Source organism: Citrobacter sp. RHBSTW-00986 (genome assembly GCF_013783065.1).
GTDB lineage: Bacteria > Pseudomonadota > Gammaproteobacteria > Enterobacterales > Enterobacteriaceae > Citrobacter > Citrobacter braakii.
The window spans coordinates 175,502-193,983 of record NZ_CP056200.1 but is presented as its reverse complement, the minus strand read 5'-3'; the positions used below and the strand labels follow the sequence as shown (position 1 = coordinate 193,983).

At 53.4% G+C, this 18,482-nt stretch carries 19 protein-coding genes and 1 pseudogene; 12 read left to right on the top strand and 8 right to left on the bottom strand.

Features of this window, described 5'->3' with window-relative positions:
* Positions 1–49: 49 nt before the first annotated feature.
* Entirely contained in the window at positions 50–751 is a 702-nt protein-coding gene (locus HV345_RS00935; RefSeq protein ID WP_016157717.1) for an autotransporter outer membrane beta-barrel domain-containing protein, read from the bottom strand.
* Between the two features lie 159 nt (positions 752–910).
* Here HV345_RS00935 and tag point away from each other — a divergent pair, with 159 nt between their 5' ends.
* Both tag and HV345_RS00925 read left to right on the top strand, forming a co-directional pair.
* Positions 911–1,480 (top strand): DNA-3-methyladenine glycosylase I, encoded by a 570-nt coding sequence (gene tag / locus HV345_RS00930; RefSeq protein WP_181636163.1) that lies wholly within the window; start codon positions 911–913, stop codon positions 1,478–1,480.
* The gene (locus HV345_RS00925) at positions 1,470–1,910 is read left to right on the top strand and encodes an N-acetyltransferase (protein WP_016157718.1); all 441 of its coding nucleotides are present in this window, start codon (positions 1,470–1,472) and stop codon (positions 1,908–1,910) included. Before tag ends, HV345_RS00925 begins: the two co-directional genes overlap by 11 nt.
* Here the strand turns inward: HV345_RS00925 and HV345_RS00920 are convergent.
* Positions 1,879–4,212, bottom strand: a complete 2,334-nt coding sequence (locus tag HV345_RS00920; protein WP_181636162.1) for a molybdopterin guanine dinucleotide-containing S/N-oxide reductase — start codon at positions 4,210–4,212, stop codon at positions 1,879–1,881. The two genes, HV345_RS00925 and HV345_RS00920, sit on opposite strands and share 32 nt — an antisense overlap.
* 159 nt (positions 4,213–4,371) lie before the next feature.
* Here HV345_RS00920 and HV345_RS00915 point away from each other — a divergent pair, with 159 nt between their 5' ends.
* The 6 genes from HV345_RS00915 to ghrB all read left to right on the top strand — a co-directional run bounded on the left by HV345_RS00915 (position 4,372) and on the right by ghrB (position 10,291).
* Positions 4,372–5,034: an OmpA family lipoprotein gene (locus HV345_RS00915; protein ID WP_016157720.1), complete on the top strand. Its 663-nt coding sequence runs from the start codon at positions 4,372–4,374 to the stop codon at positions 5,032–5,034.
* Between the two features lie 101 nt (positions 5,035–5,135).
* Positions 5,136–6,152 carry a LacI family DNA-binding transcriptional regulator gene (locus HV345_RS00910; protein ID WP_181636161.1) on the top strand — a complete coding sequence of 339 codons (1,017 nt, stop codon included), beginning with the start codon at positions 5,136–5,138 and terminating at the stop codon, positions 6,150–6,152.
* 99 nt (positions 6,153–6,251) lie between these two features.
* Positions 6,252–7,001, top strand: a complete 750-nt coding sequence (locus HV345_RS00905; RefSeq protein ID WP_181626808.1) for a sugar phosphate isomerase/epimerase — start codon at positions 6,252–6,254, stop codon at positions 6,999–7,001.
* Between the two features lie 3 nt (positions 7,002–7,004).
* On the top strand, positions 7,005–7,943 hold the full coding sequence (locus HV345_RS00900; protein WP_046275780.1) for a sugar kinase: 939 nt from the start codon (positions 7,005–7,007) through the stop codon (positions 7,941–7,943).
* Positions 7,944–8,013: 70 nt separating this feature from the next.
* On the top strand, positions 8,014–9,294 hold the full coding sequence (locus tag HV345_RS00895) for an MFS transporter (RefSeq protein WP_003827389.1): 1,281 nt from the start codon (positions 8,014–8,016) through the stop codon (positions 9,292–9,294).
* Between the two features lie 22 nt (positions 9,295–9,316).
* Positions 9,317–10,291, top strand: a complete 975-nt coding sequence (gene ghrB / locus HV345_RS00890) for a glyoxylate/hydroxypyruvate reductase GhrB (RefSeq protein ID WP_016154914.1) — start codon at positions 9,317–9,319, stop codon at positions 10,289–10,291.
* Positions 10,292–10,349: 58 nt separating this feature from the next.
* Here ghrB and HV345_RS00885 read toward each other — a convergent pair whose 3' ends face one another.
* Positions 10,350–11,060 carry a DUF3053 domain-containing protein gene (locus HV345_RS00885; RefSeq protein ID WP_016154915.1) on the bottom strand — a complete coding sequence of 237 codons (711 nt, stop codon included), beginning with the start codon at positions 11,058–11,060 and terminating at the stop codon, positions 10,350–10,352.
* Positions 11,061–11,440: 380 nt separating this feature from the next.
* On the opposite strand from HV345_RS00885, the gene HV345_RS00880 reads away from it, so the two are divergent.
* The 3 genes from HV345_RS00880 to cueP all read left to right on the top strand — a co-directional run bounded on the left by HV345_RS00880 (position 11,441) and on the right by cueP (position 12,950).
* Positions 11,441–11,731: an HTH-type transcriptional regulator gene (locus HV345_RS00880; RefSeq protein WP_016157726.1), complete on the top strand. Its 291-nt coding sequence runs from the start codon at positions 11,441–11,443 to the stop codon at positions 11,729–11,731.
* A 279-nt stretch (positions 11,732–12,010) separates the two neighbouring features.
* A complete protein-coding gene (gene cspA, locus HV345_RS00875) occupies positions 12,011–12,223 on the top strand; it encodes an RNA chaperone/antiterminator CspA (protein WP_000014594.1) in 213 nt (70 codons plus the stop codon).
* A 187-nt stretch (positions 12,224–12,410) separates the two neighbouring features.
* The gene (cueP, locus tag HV345_RS00870; protein ID WP_181636160.1) at positions 12,411–12,950 is read left to right on the top strand and encodes a copper-binding periplasmic metallochaperone CueP; all 540 of its coding nucleotides are present in this window, start codon (positions 12,411–12,413) and stop codon (positions 12,948–12,950) included.
* Between the two features lie 63 nt (positions 12,951–13,013).
* Here the strand turns inward: cueP and glyS are convergent, their stop codons facing one another.
* The 3 genes from glyS to HV345_RS00855 form a co-directional block, all read right to left on the bottom strand.
* Positions 13,014–15,083, bottom strand: a complete 2,070-nt coding sequence (glyS, locus tag HV345_RS00865; RefSeq protein WP_016157728.1) for a glycine--tRNA ligase subunit beta — start codon at positions 15,081–15,083, stop codon at positions 13,014–13,016.
* A 9-nt stretch (positions 15,084–15,092) separates the two neighbouring features.
* The gene (gene glyQ, locus HV345_RS00860) at positions 15,093–16,004 is read right to left on the bottom strand and encodes a glycine--tRNA ligase subunit alpha (RefSeq protein ID WP_001168551.1); all 912 of its coding nucleotides are present in this window, start codon (positions 16,002–16,004) and stop codon (positions 15,093–15,095) included.
* A 95-nt stretch (positions 16,005–16,099) separates the two neighbouring features.
* Positions 16,100–16,408: a YsaB family lipoprotein gene (locus HV345_RS00855; RefSeq protein WP_016154920.1), complete on the bottom strand. Its 309-nt coding sequence runs from the start codon at positions 16,406–16,408 to the stop codon at positions 16,100–16,102.
* 173 nt (positions 16,409–16,581) lie between these two features.
* Between HV345_RS00855 and HV345_RS00850 the strand changes: the two genes are divergently transcribed.
* The gene (locus HV345_RS00850) at positions 16,582–17,577 is read left to right on the top strand and encodes an acyltransferase (RefSeq protein ID WP_181636159.1); all 996 of its coding nucleotides are present in this window, start codon (positions 16,582–16,584) and stop codon (positions 17,575–17,577) included.
* 40 nt (positions 17,578–17,617) lie between these two features.
* On the opposite strand, the pseudogene yiaA reads toward HV345_RS00850, so the two are convergent.
* Positions 17,618–18,055: pseudogene (gene yiaA / locus HV345_RS00845) on the bottom strand (inner membrane protein YiaA).
* Positions 18,056–18,424 carry an inner membrane protein YiaB gene (gene yiaB / locus HV345_RS00840; protein ID WP_046275784.1) on the bottom strand — a complete coding sequence of 123 codons (369 nt, stop codon included), beginning with the start codon at positions 18,422–18,424 and terminating at the stop codon, positions 18,056–18,058.
* Positions 18,425–18,482: the final 58 nt, after the last annotated feature.

The following is an 18,482-nucleotide window of genomic DNA, read 5'->3' as shown; positions in this document are numbered from 1 at the left end:
TTGTTGATCTTAATATGTAACAGAGATGTTTAGCTGATGATTTTTTTCGTTAAAATTTAGCACTCACTCCCATGGTGTACATATAGTCGCTGTTATTGGCGCTATTTTCCGCCTGCGAAAGCGCCGCGTAAGCCGCCATGTGCCGGTTCAACAGCATATCTGCGCCAACGGTAACATCCAGCCAGTTACCGTCTTGACCCGCCGCCGTCATGCGACTGAGGCCCGACTGCGCTTTCCAGATATTCTCGCCAAACTGCTGGTTATAGCTGATTTGCGCCCACGGTCGCACATCACCGAACTGAGAATTGACTCGCCAGCCTAACGTGCTGACGCTGGCATGCCACAGCGGATCGTTCTGCGTTACCGACGTCACGCTATCGCCAAATTCGTTGTAAGTAGACGTGGTCGAACCGTCATAATGCAGCGCGGCCACCGGACCGGTCATCACCTGCCTTGAAAGCGGAAAGTTCCAGCCCATACTCATGCCGCTGGTCGCATCCATAGGCGTTTCATCCGCCAGATTCACCACGGGACCCGCCACGTTTTGAGTGGAGCGAATACGTTCTTCCAGGATGTCGTTATAACGTGGTTGGTGATCGCTGTCCCATGTATAACGTTCAGCCGTATGCCCTGACATCGCATCAACGATATATTCTTGTTGCCAGCCATATGCTGTATTGATGAACAGCGCACAAACTACGACGCTCGCCAGAGTTAACCTTTGGCGACCACTACTGTTTCTTATAATCATCAACGCGACTCCAGAAAAGAGCCGAATTCGGCGATATTATTGTCATTGTGTGAAGGATATCGGGCCCATCAGGCCCTGTATTAAATATTGTCTTTTTAGCTGGCGCGTCAAGGCGGGCCGAATGAAATTTTTACGCCAGTAAAAACAGCGAGGAAGAATATGCAGCGTTGCGGATGGGTCAGCCAGGACCCACTTTACATTGCCTACCACGACAAGGAATGGGGCGTCCCCGAAACAGATGGCAACAAGCTGTTCGAAATGATCTGTCTGGAAGGCCAACAGGCCGGTTTATCGTGGATTACCGTGCTTAAGAAACGGGAAAATTATCGCCACGCCTTCCACTATTTTGACCCGGAAAAAGTGGCGGCCATGACCGAAGAAGATGTGGAAAGACTGGTACTGGATGCCGGCATTATTCGCCATCGAGGAAAAATTCAGGCCATTATCGGCAACGCTCGCGCCTTTCTGACCATGGCGCAAAACGGAGAATCGTTTAGCGAGTTCGTCTGGTCATTTGTTGATAACCAACCGCAAGTGACCCGCGCCGCCAACCTGAGCGATATCCCCACCTCTACACCGGCGTCAGATGCTCTGTCTAAAGCGTTAAAAAAACGCGGATTTAAGTTTGTCGGCACCACCATCTGTTACTCCTTTATGCAGGCATGCGGCCTGGTCAATGACCATGTCACCAGCTGTATCTGTTACCCGAGAGAACAACATGATTCGTGAATCAAAGGCTGACGATCTACCGTCGATTCTGGCGCTGTGGATGGAAAGCACGATCCATGCCCATCCGTTTATCGAAGAACGCTACTGGCGCGAAAGTGAATCCATCGTGCGGGATGTTTACCTGCCAGCCGCACAAACCTGGGTATGGGAAGAAGAAGGGGTGCTCAAAGGCTTTGCCAGCGTCATTGACGACCGCTTTCTCGGCGCGCTGTTCGTCGCGCCTGCCGCCATCAGAAGCGGGATCGGCAAAGCGCTGGTGCAGCATGTACAGCAGCGCTTTTCGTTACTCAGCCTCGAGGTCTACCAGAAGAATCAATCAGCGGTGAACTTCTACCATGCGCTGGGTTTTCGCATTGAAGATGGCGCATGGCAGGAAGAGACTCACCATCCCACGTGGATTATGGGTTGGCAGGCGGATCAAACGCCGTAAGCGTCAACGTTGGTCCGCTGTATTTTTCGAGCCACGCCAGCGCAGTGTTGCCCGCACAGCCATTCCCCAGCTTCGAGCTGGGGAGATCTTTGGTCAGCACGTTGACGGCGCCATTTTTACAAATACCGTTGGCGGCGAGATCCAAATCAGGCCAGGCGCCCTCATGAATACAGATGACACCGGGTTTAATTCCCGTCGTCACGACCGCTCCCGCCAGAACGTGCCCACGCTGGTTCCACACCCTGACCGTGTCGCCATCCGCAATACCGCGCGCTTTGGCATCCTGCGGATGAATCGTGACGGGCTCACGATCCGCTACCGCATATTGTTCGCGCAACGCGCTGTAATTTAGCTGACTGTGCAAACGGTGCGCCGGATGGGCGGAAAGCAGCTGTAACTGGCCCGGCTCGGCGTTACCGAACCACTCATCCGGCTCCAGCCACATCGGATGCCCAGCACAGTCCGCGTAACCGTAACCGGCAATCCTCGCGGAGTAGATTTCAATTTTACCGCTGTCCGTTTTCAGCGGATGCGCCTGTGGGTTACGGCGAAAATCTGCGAAACGGATAAACTGCGCGCTGGCGGCGTTTTCTGGCATTTCGATCAGCGCATTCCGCTGCCAAAACTCGGTGAATGGCGGCAACGTCACCTGCTGGCTAGCCCCACGCTGCCCGGCAATGTTGTAAAAAGTCTCCAGCCATTCCAGCTCGCTTTTGCCTTCGGTAAATCGCTCATACCCGCCCTTCTCCCAGCGTTCACTCAGCTCGGCAAAGACATCAAAATCATTTCGCGCTTCATCCTGCGGCGATACAACCTGCTTCATCGGCACCAGATGCTGGTTGCTGTAATCGCCGGTCATGGTCAAATCATTACGCTCAAAAGACGTCGTCGCCGGCAGCACGATATCGGCATGCTTCGCTGCGGCTGTCCAGAAACACTCCGAGATAACCACCAGCTCCGGTTTTTGCCAGGCGCGAATCAGACGGTTGGTGTCCTGATGATGGGTGAAGTTGGCGCCGCCCGCCCACCACAGCATACGGATGTCCGGGAAATGGCGGTCCATACCGTTGTGCTGATAAAAACCACCGGGGTTCTCCAGCGCTTCAACAATTCGCGCCACCGGGATTTTATCTACCGCGTCGGTACCGTTTTTAACGCTGCCCTGCATTGAAGCCAGCACCGCAGCGCGGCGCGTTGGGTTGCCGCCGTTAGCAAAATGGTACGACAGCCCAAAGCCGCCGCCAGGTGTCCCGATTTGCCCGAGCATGGCGGCCAGCGTGACAATCATCCAGTGTTTCTGCTCGCCATACTGCTGGCGTTGCATACCCCATCCCGCCATTAGCATGGTGGTATTTTGGTGAAATATCGCCGCAAGTTCACGTATTTTCGCCGCCGGAACACCACAAATTTCAGCGGCCCATTCTGCCGTTTTTGCAACATCGTCAGATTTGCCCAGCAGATAGTCGGCAAAACGGTCATATCCGGTCGTACACCGGGCGAGAAAGTCCGCGTCGTGCCAGCCGTTTTCCACCAGCGTATGCGCGATACCCAGCATCAGCGCCACGTCGGTCCCCATATGCGGAGCGATCCATTCCATCTTCTCGCCAAAGAAATCGACGCTTTCCGATCGCATCGGATCGATACAGATCAACCGCTTCCCGCTGCCACGCAGTGCCTCAAAGTAAGCGAGGCCCTGCTCGTCGGAGGCGTTCCAGGCAATTTTCAGGGTATTCAGCGGATTGGCGCTCCATAACACCACCACTTCGCTGTTCTCCAGCACCACCGGCCAACTGGTCTGCTGCTGGTAAACTTCGTTACCGCCCACCACGTACGGCATGATGGCCTGCGCAGCACCCGTCGAGTAATCCCCCAGATGCCCGGTATAACCGCCCGCCAGCGCCATATAACGCTGTAGCAGGGTTGCGGCTTTGTGTAACACGCCGTTGGAACGCCAGCCGTAGGAACCGGCAAAAATCGAGGCCGGGCCGTAGCTGTCACGGATGCGTTTATGCTGCGTATGGATAAGATTCAGCGCGTCGTCCCAACTGACACGAACAAATTCATCCTGCCCGCGCCCCCCCTGCGAATTCTCCGGCGAGGCGAGAAAGCCTTTACGCACCATGGGAAAACGTACCCGCGTTTTACTGTGTACCTGGTCGCGCACCACGGTTTGCAAAGAGTTGGGATGGGCGGTGGGCAGCGCGCCGCGAGAGGAGAAAACCGTCTCGCCATCGGTTTCGACGAGAATAGGTCCCCAGTGGGCGGCGGTTAACACCGAGTAATGTGCGGGTGAATTAGCCAAGATGGCGCTCCTGAATGCGATGTGACGGCTTATTTATTATGCCGTTCAATGTTACTTACAAATTTCAGAGTCTTCCCTGGAATTTTCTTCATGTTCACACGTCATAATCAACCGCCACGGTCGCTGTGGCAAAGAAGAAAAAGTCATTAAGGAATTAAGATGAAGAAACGTGTTTTTGTTATTGCTGCCATCGTGAGCGGCGCCCTGGCGGTTTCTGGCTGCACAACAAACCCTTACACCGGAGAACGCGAAGCGGGTAAATCCGGCATTGGCGCGGGTATTGGCTCTCTGGTCGGCGCGGGTATTGGCGCACTCTCTTCTTCGAAGAAAGATCGCGGCAAAGGCGCGCTGATTGGTGCGGCGGCTGGCGCGGCCGTTGGCGGCGGTGTCGGCTATTACATGGACGTACAGGAAGCAAAACTGCGCGACAAAATGCAGGGAACGGGCGTCAGCGTGACGCGCAGTGGCGATAACATCATCCTGAATATGCCAAATAACGTCACCTTCGACAGCAACAGCAGCAACCTGAAACCTGCGGGTGCCAACACCCTGACCGGCGTGGCAATGGTACTGAAAGAGTACAATAAAACCGCCGTCAACGTGCTCGGCTTCACCGACAGCACCGGCAGTCAGGATCTGAATATGCGTCTGTCGCAGCAGCGCGCGGACTCCGTGGCCAGCGCCTTAATCACTCAAGGCGTCGCCGCTAACCGTATCCGCACTCAGGGTATGGGCCCGGCAAACCCGATCGCCAGTAACAGCACGGCGGAAGGTAAAGCGCAAAACCGCCGCGTAGAGATCACTTTAAGCCCGCTCCAGTAACGTTTTGTGCCGGATAATGGCAGCGTCTTATCCGGCATGAAGCACTTGCCATCGTTGATTTTCGCGTTAAGGTGTTGTCACCAAATTTAGGGAAATCAGCGATGAGCAAATCAACACGGGCAACCATCAGCGATGTGGCGAAAGCCGCAAAAACCGGCAAGACCAGCATTTCACGCTACCTCAACGGTGAAAAGCACCTGCTTTCCGACGCGCTACTGGCCCGCATTGAACAAGCCATTGCCGATCTCGACTACCGCCCCAGCCTGATGGCAAGAGGTCTGAAACACGGTCGTACCCGTCTGATTGGTCTGATCATCGCCGATATTACTAATCCCTACTCCGTCAACGTGTTAAGCGGTATTGAAGCCGCCTGTCGCGATAAGGGCTTTACCCCGCTGGTGTGTAACACCAACAACGAAGTGGATCAGGAGCTGCATTATCTCGACCTGCTGCGCAGCTACCAGGTCGAAGGGATTGTGGTCAACGCCGTTGGAATGCGCGAAGAGGGGCTGAACCGCCTGCAACAGTCTGCGCTGCCGATGGTTCTGATTGACCGTAAAATTCCCGATTTTGCCTGTGATATGGTCGGGCTGGATAACACCCAGGCGGCAACGGTTGCCACTGAACATCTGGTCGAGCAAGGTTTTGAAGCCATCCTGTTCCTCAGCGAACCGCTGGGCATGGTGAATACCCGCCGCGAACGCCTGAGCGCTTTTCGCGCCACGCTCGCACAGTACCCCGGCGTTATCGCGCAAAATGCCGAAGTCCCGCTAACGAACAATACGCAACTGGATGACACGCTGCGCCAGTTTCACCAGCAGCATCGGGGGATGCGCAAAGCCGTTATCTCTGCCAACGGCGCTCTCACGCTGCAGGTTGCCCGCGCCCTGAAGCGCATTGGCCTTAACTGGGGCAGCGATATCGGCCTGCTCGGTTTTGACGAACTGGAATGGGCGGAGCTGGCGGGCGTCGGTATCACCACGTTGAAACAACCCACATGGCAGATTGGCTACACCGCCGTTGAGCAGGTTGTACGCCGAATTGATGGCGGCTCTGCTGCCATTCAGGAACAGGTATTCTCCGGCGAGCTGATCGTGCGCGGCTCAACCGCCCGTTAAATTTCCTTCGTGATGGTGATCATAAATTCGACATCATGAGCTTTTCTTTGGAACCGGTTCCATCTAGCGTTATAACAAGAATGCTAGTCTGGAGTTTCCATGAAAAGAAAAATTATGGTGGTTACCGCCGCCTACGGCTACGACCAGGTGCAGGCCGCAGGCGGGCAAACGGCAATGTTGCCCATCATTGCCGAAGCCGGTGCTGACGGCGTCGAAATCCGCCGCGAGTTATTAACCGACGCCGAGCTGAAAACGCTGTCCACAATGGCCTCTGCAATCGAACTCTTCGGCCTGCTGGCCTGTTATTCAGCGCCTGAACCGTTATTCCTTGAGGATGGGAACCTGAATCCCCGACTTCCGCAGCTCCTCGAAGAAGCGCAGGCCCTACAGGCACTGTGGTTAAAAGTCTCTCTCGGTCATTTTTCCCATACCGAACAGTTCGACGATTTACGTGAATGGCTGGACAACAGCGGTATGGAGCTGGTTGTGGAAAACGATCAGACCGCCTGCGGACGCCTGCAGCCGATGCAACGTTTCAATGAAGCCTGTCAGACGCAAAACCTGCCGATATCTCTGACTTTCGATATGGGCAACTGGCTGTGGGTTGGCGACTCCCCGGAACAGGCCGCGCAGAACCTGGCGCCAACCGTCGGATATATCCATGTCAAAGCCGCAGTTACGCATCGCAATAGCTACCGTGCCGTACCGCCTGATGAAGCAGATTCACGCTGGCTGGCGCTGTTAAAAACGCTGCCCAACGATGTTCCACGCGGTATTGAGTTCCCCCTGGAAGGGCAGGATTTGACGGCGGTTACCCGCCACTACGTCGAGCTGTTACGCAAGGAGTAACACATGAAAAATTCACTGGATGCGGTCACTATTGGTGAAGCGATGGCGATGTTTGTCGCCACGCAAACCGGCGAGCTGACGGATGTAGAGCAGTTTATCAAGCGCGTTGCAGGCGCTGAACTCAACGTGGCGACCGGTCTTGCTCGTCTGGGCCTGAAGGTCGGCTGGGTGAGCCGCGTAGGCAACGACAGTTTTGGTCGTTTTATCGTTAAGTCGCTGGAAAAAGAAGGGATAGATGCGCAGGGAGTTACCCAGGACGGGCGTTACGCTACCGGCTTTCAGCTTAAATCTAAGGTCGAAAATGGAACCGATCCCATTGTGGAGTATTTCCGCAAAGGGTCCGCCGCCAGCCACCTCAGCGTTGAGGATTATCACGAGGACTATTTCGCCAGCGCGCGTCACTTGCACCTGAGCGGCGTGGCGGCTGCGCTTTCTGCCAGCTCCTATGAACTACTGGCGCACACCGCCCGCACGCTGAAAGCCCAAGGGAAGACCATCTCGTTCGACCCAAATTTGCGTCCGGTGCTGTGGAAAAGCGAAGCCGAAATGGTGGAAAAACTGAACCGGCTGGCATTCCAGGCTGACTGGGTTTTACCTGGATTAAAAGAGGGGATGATTTTAACCGGCCAACAGACGCCTGAAGCCATCGCCGACTTTTATCTGCGTCACGGAGTGAAGGCCGTGATCATCAAAACCGGGGCTGATGGTGCCTGGTACAAAACAGCCAGCGGTGAACAAGGTTGCGTTGCACCGGTAAAAGTCGACAACGTGGTCGATACGGTCGGCGCAGGCGATGGCTTTGCCGTGGGCGTTATCAGCGCCCTGCTGGAAGGCCGTTCGCTGCATCAGGCGGTGACCCGCGGCAATAAAATCGGCGCACTGGCCATTCAGGTTCAGGGCGACAGCGAAGGATTACCCACACGTGAACAATTAGGGGAATAAACTCCCGGCCAACTCTGTCTCTGTACCCTACATACAGAGGCGGCGTATCAGCATAACCAGAGGGCAGTCTATGAATAGCTCAACTAATGCAGCAAAACGCTGGTGGTACATTATGCCAATCGTGTTTATCACGTATAGCCTGGCGTACCTTGACCGTGCGAACTTCAGCTTCGCTTCCGCCGCCGGTATCAACGAGGACCTCGGCATTACCAAAGGGATCTCTTCCCTGCTGGGCGCTCTGTTTTTCCTCGGCTATTTCTTCTTTCAGATCCCAGGCGCGATTTACGCAGAACGGCGCAGCGTACGAAAACTGATTTTTGTCTGTCTGATCCTCTGGGGCGCATGCGCGTCGTTAACCGGTATGGTCAGCAATATTCCAATGCTTGCCGCCATCCGCTTTATTCTTGGCGTCGTTGAAGCCGCGGTGATGCCCGCAATGCTGATTTATATCAGCAACTGGTTTACGAAATCCGAGCGCTCGCGCGCTAACACTTTCCTGATCCTCGGTAACCCGGTTACCGTCCTGTGGATGTCTGTGGTTTCCGGTTATCTGATCCAGGCGCTGGGCTGGCGGGAAATGTTTATCATCGAGGGCTTCCCGGCCATCATCTGGGCGTTCTGCTGGTGGGTATTGGTAAAAGACAAACCGTCTCAGGTCGGCTGGCTGTCAGAATCTGAAAAAGCCGCCCTTCAGGCGCAACTGGAAAAAGAGCAGCAAGGCATCAAAGCCGTGCGTAACTATAGCGAGGCCTTCCGCTCACGTAACGTCATCCTGCTGTGCATGCAGTATTTCGCCTGGAGTATTGGCGTCTATGGTTTTGTCCTGTGGCTACCGTCGATTATCCGCAACGGCGGCGCAAATCTGGGCATGGTAGAGGTTGGCTGGCTGTCATCCGTACCTTATCTGGCGGCGACGGCGGCGATGATCCTCGTCTCCTGGGCCTCCGATAAGCTGCAAAACCGTAAACTGTTTGTCTGGCCGCTGTTATTGATAGCCGCTTTCGCTTTTATCGGCTCCTGGGCCGTGGGTGCAGACCACTTCTGGATTTCTTACACGCTGTTAGTTATTGCGGGTGCGGCAATGTACGCCCCATATGGCCCCTTCTTCGCCATCATCCCGGAAATGCTGCCGCGCAACGTCGCCGGGGGTGCAATGGCGCTGATTAACAGCATGGGCGCGCTAGGCTCATTCTTTGGTTCATGGTTTGTCGGCTACCTCAATGGCGCAACCGGCAGCCCATCCGCCTCGTACATTTTTATGGGGGTAGCGCTTTTTGTCTCAGTATGGCTAACTTTAATTGTTAAGCCTGCTAATAATCAGCAATTACCTATTGGCGCACGCCACGCTTAAATTTTAACTTACGGAGATTCGCATGAAGCCGTCCATTATTCTCTATAAAGCGTTACCTGACGATTTACTGCATCGCCTGGAAGAGCATTTTACTGTGACTCATGTGCCTAACCTGCGCCCGGAAACGGTCGCACAGCACGCCGAGGCTTTTGCCAACGCGGAAGGTCTGCTGGGTTCCAGTGAAGCCGTCAATACCGCCCTACTGGAGAGAATGCCCAGGCTACGTGCGACATCCACGATTTCCGTAGGCTATGACAACTTCGACGTCGATGCCCTCAACGCGCGCAAGGTGCTGTTGATGCACACGCCAACCGTGCTGACGGAAACTGTCGCCGATACGGTAATGGCGCTGGTGTTAAGCACCGCTCGCCGCGTGGTAGAAGTTGCTGAACGGGTGAAAATTGGCGAATGGACCAAAAGTATCGGGCCGGACTGGTTTGGTACGGATGTACACCACAAAACGCTGGGGATTGTCGGCATGGGCCGTATTGGTCTGGCGCTGGCGCAACGCGCGCATTTTGGTTTTAGCATGCCGATTCTTTATAACGCGCGCCGTCATCACCAGGAGGCGGAAGAACGCTTCAACGCGCGTTACTGCGACCTCGATACGCTGTTGCAGGAGTCCGATTTTGTCTGCCTGATCCTGCCGTTAACCGCAGAAACGCATCATCTGTTTAGTACCGAACAGTTTGCCAAAATGAAGTCCTCCGCCATTTTCATTAACGCCGGGCGTGGGCCAGTGGTCGATGAAAAAGCGCTGATTGCCGCCCTGCAAAGCGGGGAAATTCATGCCGCAGGCCTGGATGTGTTTGAGCAGGAGCCATTACCAGCAGACTCACCGTTATTGGCGCTGCCAAACGTGGTAGCCGTGCCGCACATAGGTTCAGCGACGCATGAAACGCGCTATAACATGGCGGCCTGTGCGGTGGATAACTTAATCGATGCGCTGCAAGGACGCGTTGAGAAGAATTGCGTGAACCCGCAGGTCGCGCCATAAACAAAAGGCCGGGTAGCGCTTACGCTTACCCGGCCTTTTATGTATTACAGCGCCTTCATTACTGAGCGGCATTCACCGCAGCAGTCCAGGCCTGATTAAATGCCTGATGCTGAGAGGCCAACGGGCCAATCAGCGTGTTGTACTGACTTGCCTGCTGTGAAGTTGGGAACTGGATACCGTTAGCGACAAAGCTCACCTGCGTATCCTGCTGTGCCACAAAATCACCGACCTGTACTAACTGCTGCGTGAAGATTTGCGCGGCAGGGATCAGCGGCTGTAGCGCCTCTGAAGGTACAGTGACGACTTTATTGTAGACCTGGTCAAAGACCGGCTTCAGATCCTCGCCCTGCTTCAGCGCGCCATGCGCAGCATCTGCCTGCAGTTTCGCATTCTGCAACTGTTGCCCTAATACGCCCAACGCACCATTTGCCTGACGCAGCGGTTCACGCTGAGTCACATAATCCTGAGGAACACGAATCGCATTTACGCTATCAACCACCGGGCGCAGACCGGAGTCCATTGCCTGATTAACCTGCTGCGAATAGCCATACAGAATCGCGTAATCGGACACAAACGGGCCAAACTGTTTTTTCTGATCGGCGGTCAGCGTTGGTAAACGCTCTCCGCTACGCATTGCAGTATTCTGCAGAAAATCGATAAACGCTTTGCGTTGATCGCCTTCTTTATCAAAACACCCACTCAGGCCAACTACCATTAAGAGCGCCAAAACAGGCGCAAACCAGCGAGAGCAGGACTTACCTGTCGCCATTTTAATACTCCTTTCACCCAAAAATGCGCACAACGACACCCGCGTGCCTGACGTTGACAAGGATAGTCCAGGTCAGCCCCGCAAGATACCCTTTCCGCGTAATCTTGTGGGGGAAAATAACCGCTCCCGCCACCCACCGTTTTGCTAAACAATGCGCCATTTACCACACAACGTCATATTTTAGTCATCTTTACAATCGGGATCGATCGTTCGCAGATCACGACCTTTATCAGTTCGTTAGCCTGCAAAAGATTGTCGACCCCGATCCGCTGAAACGAATCCATCACGCAAACCTAAAATCCGGCTTCATTTTTTCCGACTACTCTTAATGAGCTTCGATGAAATTCACGATCCCGCTGTGTGATTTGTAGGAGTTCTCAATGGAATACAAAGATCCTATGTTTGAACTGCTGAGCAGTCTGGAGCAGATTGTTTTTAAAGATGTATCGCAGACGGTTACTCTGACGCAAAAAACCAACCCTTTCACCGAATTTGAACAGCTACGACGAGGGACAGGTTTAAAAACAGATGATTTTGCCCGAGTGATGGGCGTGACGGTCGCGACGGTTCATGAATGGGAGTCTAAACGCGTAAAGCCTTCCAATACCGAATTGAAGTTAATGCGCCTGATTCAGGCAGACCCAAGATTAAGTAAGCAACTGATGGATTGAACTATTTTTCAATTTTACTTATGAACGGTCCTGTAAAAGGGCCGTTCCCTTAAGGGGGTTATCCACAAAAAAGAAAATAGTAGTTGCATCCACATGCGTAAAATGAGTTAATGCCCTCAACGGTTTGACGTACAGACCATTACAGCAGTTAGTAAGGCAAGTCCCTTCAAGAGTTATCGTTGATACCCTTCGTAGTGAGCATTTCCTTTACTGTTAAAAAATCTGTAAAGCACGCCATATCGCCGAAAGGCACACTTATTTTTTAAAAGGTAATACACTATGTCCGGTAAAATGACTGGTATCGTAAAATGGTTCAACGCTGACAAAGGTTTCGGCTTCATCACTCCTGACGATGGCTCTAAAGACGTGTTCGTACACTTCTCTGCTATCCAGAACGATGGCTACAAATCTCTGGACGAAGGTCAGAAAGTTTCCTTCACCATCGAAAGCGGCGCTAAAGGCCCGGCAGCTGGCAACGTAACCAGCCTGTAAGCTTAAAAAGCTCAAAATTCTGAATCCCTGCCAAACGGCGGGGATTTTTTTTATCTGTACTTCGCAAGACTCCCCGCCCAAACGCTTCTTTGCATTACTTTACCCGTCCTCCCTTTGACCTTTCCCTAAGGGCAAGCTTTATAGTGAGCCAGTCTGTATTCCACAACATTCACAAGGAATTGAAGTTATGTCGAAATCCTCACTGCTGCTGGTTTTAGGTTTGCTCACAACCGGTAGCGCGTTCGCAGCAACTCCGGAAGCTGCTTTTCTGGCGGAACACGGGCTCAGCGGTAAATCCGTCGAGCAAATCGTCGAGACCATTGACCAGTCGCCACAGAACCGCCCGCTGCCGTACTCAGCATCTATCACCAGTACCGAACTGAAGCTCTCTTCGGGCGATCAGATTTATACCCTACCGCTCGGTGACAAGTTCTATCTGTCATTTGCCCCCTATGAATGGCAAACACATCCTTGCTTCAACCACAGCCTTTCTGGCTGCCAGGGCGAAATGCCGGAGAAGGCATTCAATGTCAAAGTGACGGATAACAAGGGTGAGGTGATGGTACAAAAAGTGATGAAGAGTGGTCGAAATGGCTTCGTCGGGGTATGGCTACCGCGCAATATGGCAGGCACAATCGCGGTAAGTTACAACGGTAAAACGGCAGAGTATCCCATCAAGACGATGGAAAACAGCCAGACCTGTCTGACAAAATTACAGCTGCGCTAACAACATACAAAAAAGCCGGATGGCACAATGCTTATCCGGCTTTTCTAAGTCAGCTCAGGAGCGTTACTGCAGCAGAGAAATATCCGCTACGCGCAGGAACAGTTCGCGCAGTTTTGCGAGCATAGACAGTCGGTTAATACGCAGATCTTTATCTTCCACGTTGACCATCACTTTCTCGAAGAACGCATCAACCGGTTCACGCAGTTCCGCCAACTCAACCAGCGCTTCCTGGTAACGACCAGCTGCAAAGACAGGCTCCAGCTTATCGCGCAGCACCACAACCTGCAGCGCCAGCGCAATTTCTTCCGGCTCTTTCAGCGTTGCCGAATTTACACGGTCATTCAGCGTCTCTTCAGACTTCGCCAGGATGTTCGATACACGCTTGTTCGCTGCAGCCAGCGCGGACGCGGCTTCCAGCGTACGGAAGTGCGAAACCGCCTTCATACGTGCGTCGAAATCAGCCGGACGAGTCGGACGACGCGCCAGTACTGCCTGAATGGTATCGACGGTGTAACCTTCATCCTGATACCAGGCGCGGAAGCGACCGAGCATAAAGTCGATCACATCATCCACCACGTTGGCGTTAGTCAGCTTGTCGCCATACAGACGAACCGCTTCTTCGGTCAACGTTTGTAGATCCAGATTCAGGTTCTTCTCAACGATGATACGCAGTACGCCCAGCGCGGCACGACGCAGCGCAAACGGGTCTTTGTCGCCTTTTGGATGCTGACCGATACCGAAGATACCCGCCAGGGTGTCCATCTTATCGGCAATCGCCACGGCACAGGCAACCGGGTTAGACGGCAGGTCATCACCGGCAAAACGCGGCTGATACTGCTCGTTCAGCGCCACAGCGACATCTTCCGCTTCACCATCGTGACGCGCGTAGTGCATGCCCATCACGCCCTGAGTATCAGTGAACTCGAAGACCATGTTGGTCATCAGGTCACACTTGGACAGCAGGCCAGCACGCGTTGCGTGGTTAACGTCAGCGCCAATCTGACCAGCAATCCAGCCCGCCAGCGCCTGGATACGGTCAGTTTTGTCGCGCAGCGTACCCAGTTGCTGTTGGAACAGCACGGTTTGCAGACGTGGCAGATGGTCTTCCAGACGTTTTTTACGGTCAGTATTGAAGAAGAATTCGGCATCCGCCAGACGCGGACGAACCACCTTCTCGTTACCAGAGATGATTTGCTGCGGGTCTTTGGATTCGATGTTGGCAACGAAGATAAAATTCGGCAGCAGTTTGCCGTCGTTCGCGTATACCGGGAAGTACTTCTGGTCACCTTTCATGGTGTGTACCAGCGCTTCGGACGGAACAGCGAGGAATTTTTCTTCGAACTTCGCGGTCAGCACGACCGGCCATTCCACCAGCGAGGTGACTTCTTCCAGCAGGCTTTCACTCAGATCGGCGTTGCCGCCAATTTTACGCGCCGCGTCTTCGGCATCGGCTTTGATTTTGGCTTTACGCTCAGCGTAATCCGCAATCACTTTGCCGCGCTCACGCAGAATTTCAGGGTACTGATCGGCATTATCGATGGTGAACTCCGGCTCACCCATAAAGCGATGCCCGCGGATCACGCGATCGGACTGAATACCCAGAATAGTTGCCGGAATAACTTTATCGCCCAACAGCAACGTCACGGTGTGAACCGGACGCACGAAGTGAACGTCAGACGCGCCCCAGCGCATCAGTTTCGGGATCGGCAGCTTCGCCAGTGAGGTGGCGATCATGTTCGGCAGCAACGCTTCAGCGCTTTCGCCTTTCACATGCGCGCGATACAGCAGCCACTCGCCTTTGTCGGTGGTCAGACGCTCAGCCTGATCAACCGTGATGCCACAGCCACGCGCCCAACCTTCGGCCGCTTTGCTCGGTTTACCTTCGGCGTCAAACGCCTGGGCGATAGCCGGGCCGCGTTTTTCTACTTCACGGTCGGGTTGTGCTTCAGCCAGGGCAGCGACTTTCAACGCCAGACGACGCGGCGCGGCGAACCACTCCACGTTGCCGTGCGCGATGCCAGCATTATCCAGCTCCGCGGTAAAGTTCGCAGCAAAGGACTCAGCCAGGCTGCGCAGTGCTTTTGGTGGCAGCTCTTCAGTGCCGATTTCCACCAGAAAAGTTTTCTCAGACATGGCCGCCTCTTATTTGTCTTTGTTGCACATCGGGAAGCCAAGGGCTTCACGGGAAGCGTAGTAAGCTTCTGCCACTGCTTTGGTCAGGGTGCGAATACGCAGGATATAGCGCTGACGCTCGGTGACGGAGATGGCTTTACGCGCATCCAGCAGGTTGAAGCTATGGGCGGCTTTCAGAATACGTTCATACGCAGGCAGCGGCAGCGGATTTTCCAGCGCCAGCAACTGCTGCGCTTCTTTCTCGTACTGCTCGAAGCAGGTGAACAGGAAGTCCACGTCGGCGTATTCGAAGTTGTAGGTGGATTGCTCCACTTCGTTCTGATGGAACACGTCGCCGTAAGTGGTTTTACCCAGCGGGCCGTCGCTCCAGACCAGGTCGTAAACGCTGTCTACGCCCTGAATGTACATGGCCAGACGTTCCAGACCGTAGGTAATTTCCCCGGTCACTGGTTTACATTCCAGACCACCAACTTGCTGGAAGTAGGTGAACTGCGTGACTTCCATACCGTTCAGCCACACTTCCCAACCCAGACCCCAGGCACCCAGCGTTGGGTTTTCCCAGTTATCTTCTACGAAACGGATATCGTGAATGGTCGGGTCCATACCCAGCTCTTTCAGAGAACCCAGGTACAGCTCCTGAATGTTGTCCGGAGACGGCTTAATCACTACCTGGAACTGATAGTAGTGCTGTAAGCGGTTCGGGTTTTCGCCATAGCGGCCGTCGGTCGGACGACGAGAAGGCTGCACATAAGCAGTCGCCATCGGTTCCGGCCCCAGCGCCCGCAGGCAGGTCATTGGGTGAGATGTCCCCGCGCCGACTTCCATGTCCAATGGTTGAACGATGGTGCAGCCCTGGCGAGCCCAGTAATCCTGTAAGGTCAGGATCAAGCCCTGGAAGGTCCTGGTATCAAACTTTTGCATATTATTTCGTGCTGGATACGTGTGGATTTAAAGGAAGCGGTCAGTATACCCGCTGGCTGCAAGATATACAGTACGAAACGGGAAAAAGGGGGAACTTAGCGCATGGAAAGGTGTAAAAACTGCCCGTCTGCATCAAAAGAGCAGACAAAACTCTCTTTACGGAAGGTAGAACCACGCATCTCATAGCTGCCCTGAAATTGTTCCAGACCGGAGATATCAATTTTCTGCACACCAGTGTTGTAGATTTGTGCCGCCTCATTTTTACACAGTGACTCCATATCCAGCGAACGTGTTGCACTGACTTTGATCTTTTGCGCCTTCTGCGCGGGTGCAGGCGGCTGGGTGTCGGCGCACGCAACCAGTAAAAGGGTAACGATCGCGGAAAAGAAATACTTCATCATCATTTTATTACCGCCTGGTTTGCTGGTCAGTCTTATTATTAAGTGTCTGGAAACGGATGCTATTTTGAGAATCTCATCAGACCATCTCAAGCTTTAGCGTAAGAACTCGGATTTTTCCAGTGAGCTACGCTCGCAAATTTTCGGTCAGACTTTTTTTAATGGATACAGAGGAACTGATGCAGCCCAAAATATTCTGGATTGATAACCTGCGCGGGATAGCCTGTCTCATGGTTGTGATGATCCACACCACGACCTGGTACATCACCAATGCGCAAAGCGTCAGCCCATTGAATTGGGATCTGGCCAATGTGCTCAATTCAGCTTCTCGCGTCAGCGTCCCGTTGTTCTTTATGATTTCGGGCTATCTGTTTTTTGGCGAGCGCAGCGCCAAACCGCGCCATTTCATGCGCATTGCGCTCTGCATCCTGTTTTACAGCAGCGTGGCGCTGGCCTACATCCTGCTGTTTACCTCGATCAACGCTGAGCTGTCGCTGAAAAACCTGCTGCAAAAGCCGGTGTTCTATCACCTGTGGTTTTTCTTCGCGATCGCCGTAATCTACCTGGTTTCCCCGCTGATACAGGTAAAAAATATCAGCGGCAAGATGCTGCTGGCGCTTATGGTGGTGATTGGGGTGATTGCCAATCCCAATACCGTCTCACAAAAAATTGGCGGTTTTGAGTGGCTTCCCATCAACCTGTACATCAGTGGCGACACGTTCTACTACATCGTGTACGGTATGCTAGGCCGAGCGATTGGTATGATGGATACGCACAAACGCGCACTTACCTGGCTCTGTGCGGCGTTGTTTATCACCGCAGTGTTTATTATTTCTCGAGGCACGTTGCATGAACTGCGTTGGCGAGGCAATTTTGCCGATACCTGGTATCTCTATTACGGCCCGGCGGTGTTTATTTGTGCTGCCTCCCTCCTGACGCTGGTCAAAAATACGCTCAGTACGCGCACTCTGCCGGTACTGGGCCTTATTTCCCGCCACTCCCTGGGTATTTATGGCTTTCATGCGCTGATCATTCACGCGCTACGCACCAACGGTGTAGAACTCAAAAACTGGCCGCCGCTGGATATGCTGTGGATTTTTAGCGCCACGCTGGCGGGAAGTTTACTGTTGTCTGTATTGTTGCAGCGCATCGATACGCGCAGACTGGTGAGCTAACAATAAAAGCCCTCGATCGGTAACCATCGAGGGCATACGATCACTCCGTAAAATCGTCTGCGACTGCCAGCGTTTCTTTTGGATGCTCAAAGCCACTATCACGGATATTTTTCTGCACCGCAACGGTACCAAACAGGCTTAAAAAGAAGGCCAGGCCGTAAAACCCTTTCTCGTTTAGCAGCAGCGTGGCATTCCACAAACCGATAACCAACAATGCAACCGCAATAATAAACGCGGCAAGACAGGTTATGTAGTAAATCGGCGTAGTCGGGATCCCCTCATATTTATCCCGTACCGTCTTTTGATACGACGCAGCAGAAAACAAACCAAGCACCAAAACAGCAAAGTAATACCCCTTTTCGTTCAACTGCATATCGGCATTCCACAACCCCAGCAGATAAACCACAATGCCGCCGAGAAGCGCGACCTATGACACAATACTAAATGCCGGTGAATAAGTTGATGTCCTGTTTTCCATTTAGAGTTCCGGTCCTTTAGATAAATATTCTGCTGAACGCATGAGTAAAACTTGCCCCAGTAAACATACGATGAATGCCAGCGGGAACAGCCCCTTTTCGAGGGGTGATAATGGGACATTCAATACGCCCACCAACAGCACCCCTACCGTGATGAGCGCCACCATCTGACATACAGAGGCGAAGTGTTCATCGTTCTGATTGAGATTATCTGCACGCTGATAAACGTACGTCACAAACATTCCCGTCATCAGCACGGCGAAAAAATAGCCTTTGCTACTCAATAACGGGCATGCCCGCCATAAGCCAATAACGTAAATCAATGCGCCAGAGAAGAATAATATCCATGGCAACAGCCTTGTCGTCTTCATTGGGACCTCCTTATCCATCATGGATACAATATGAATAACCCGCTAAAGACAACACAGA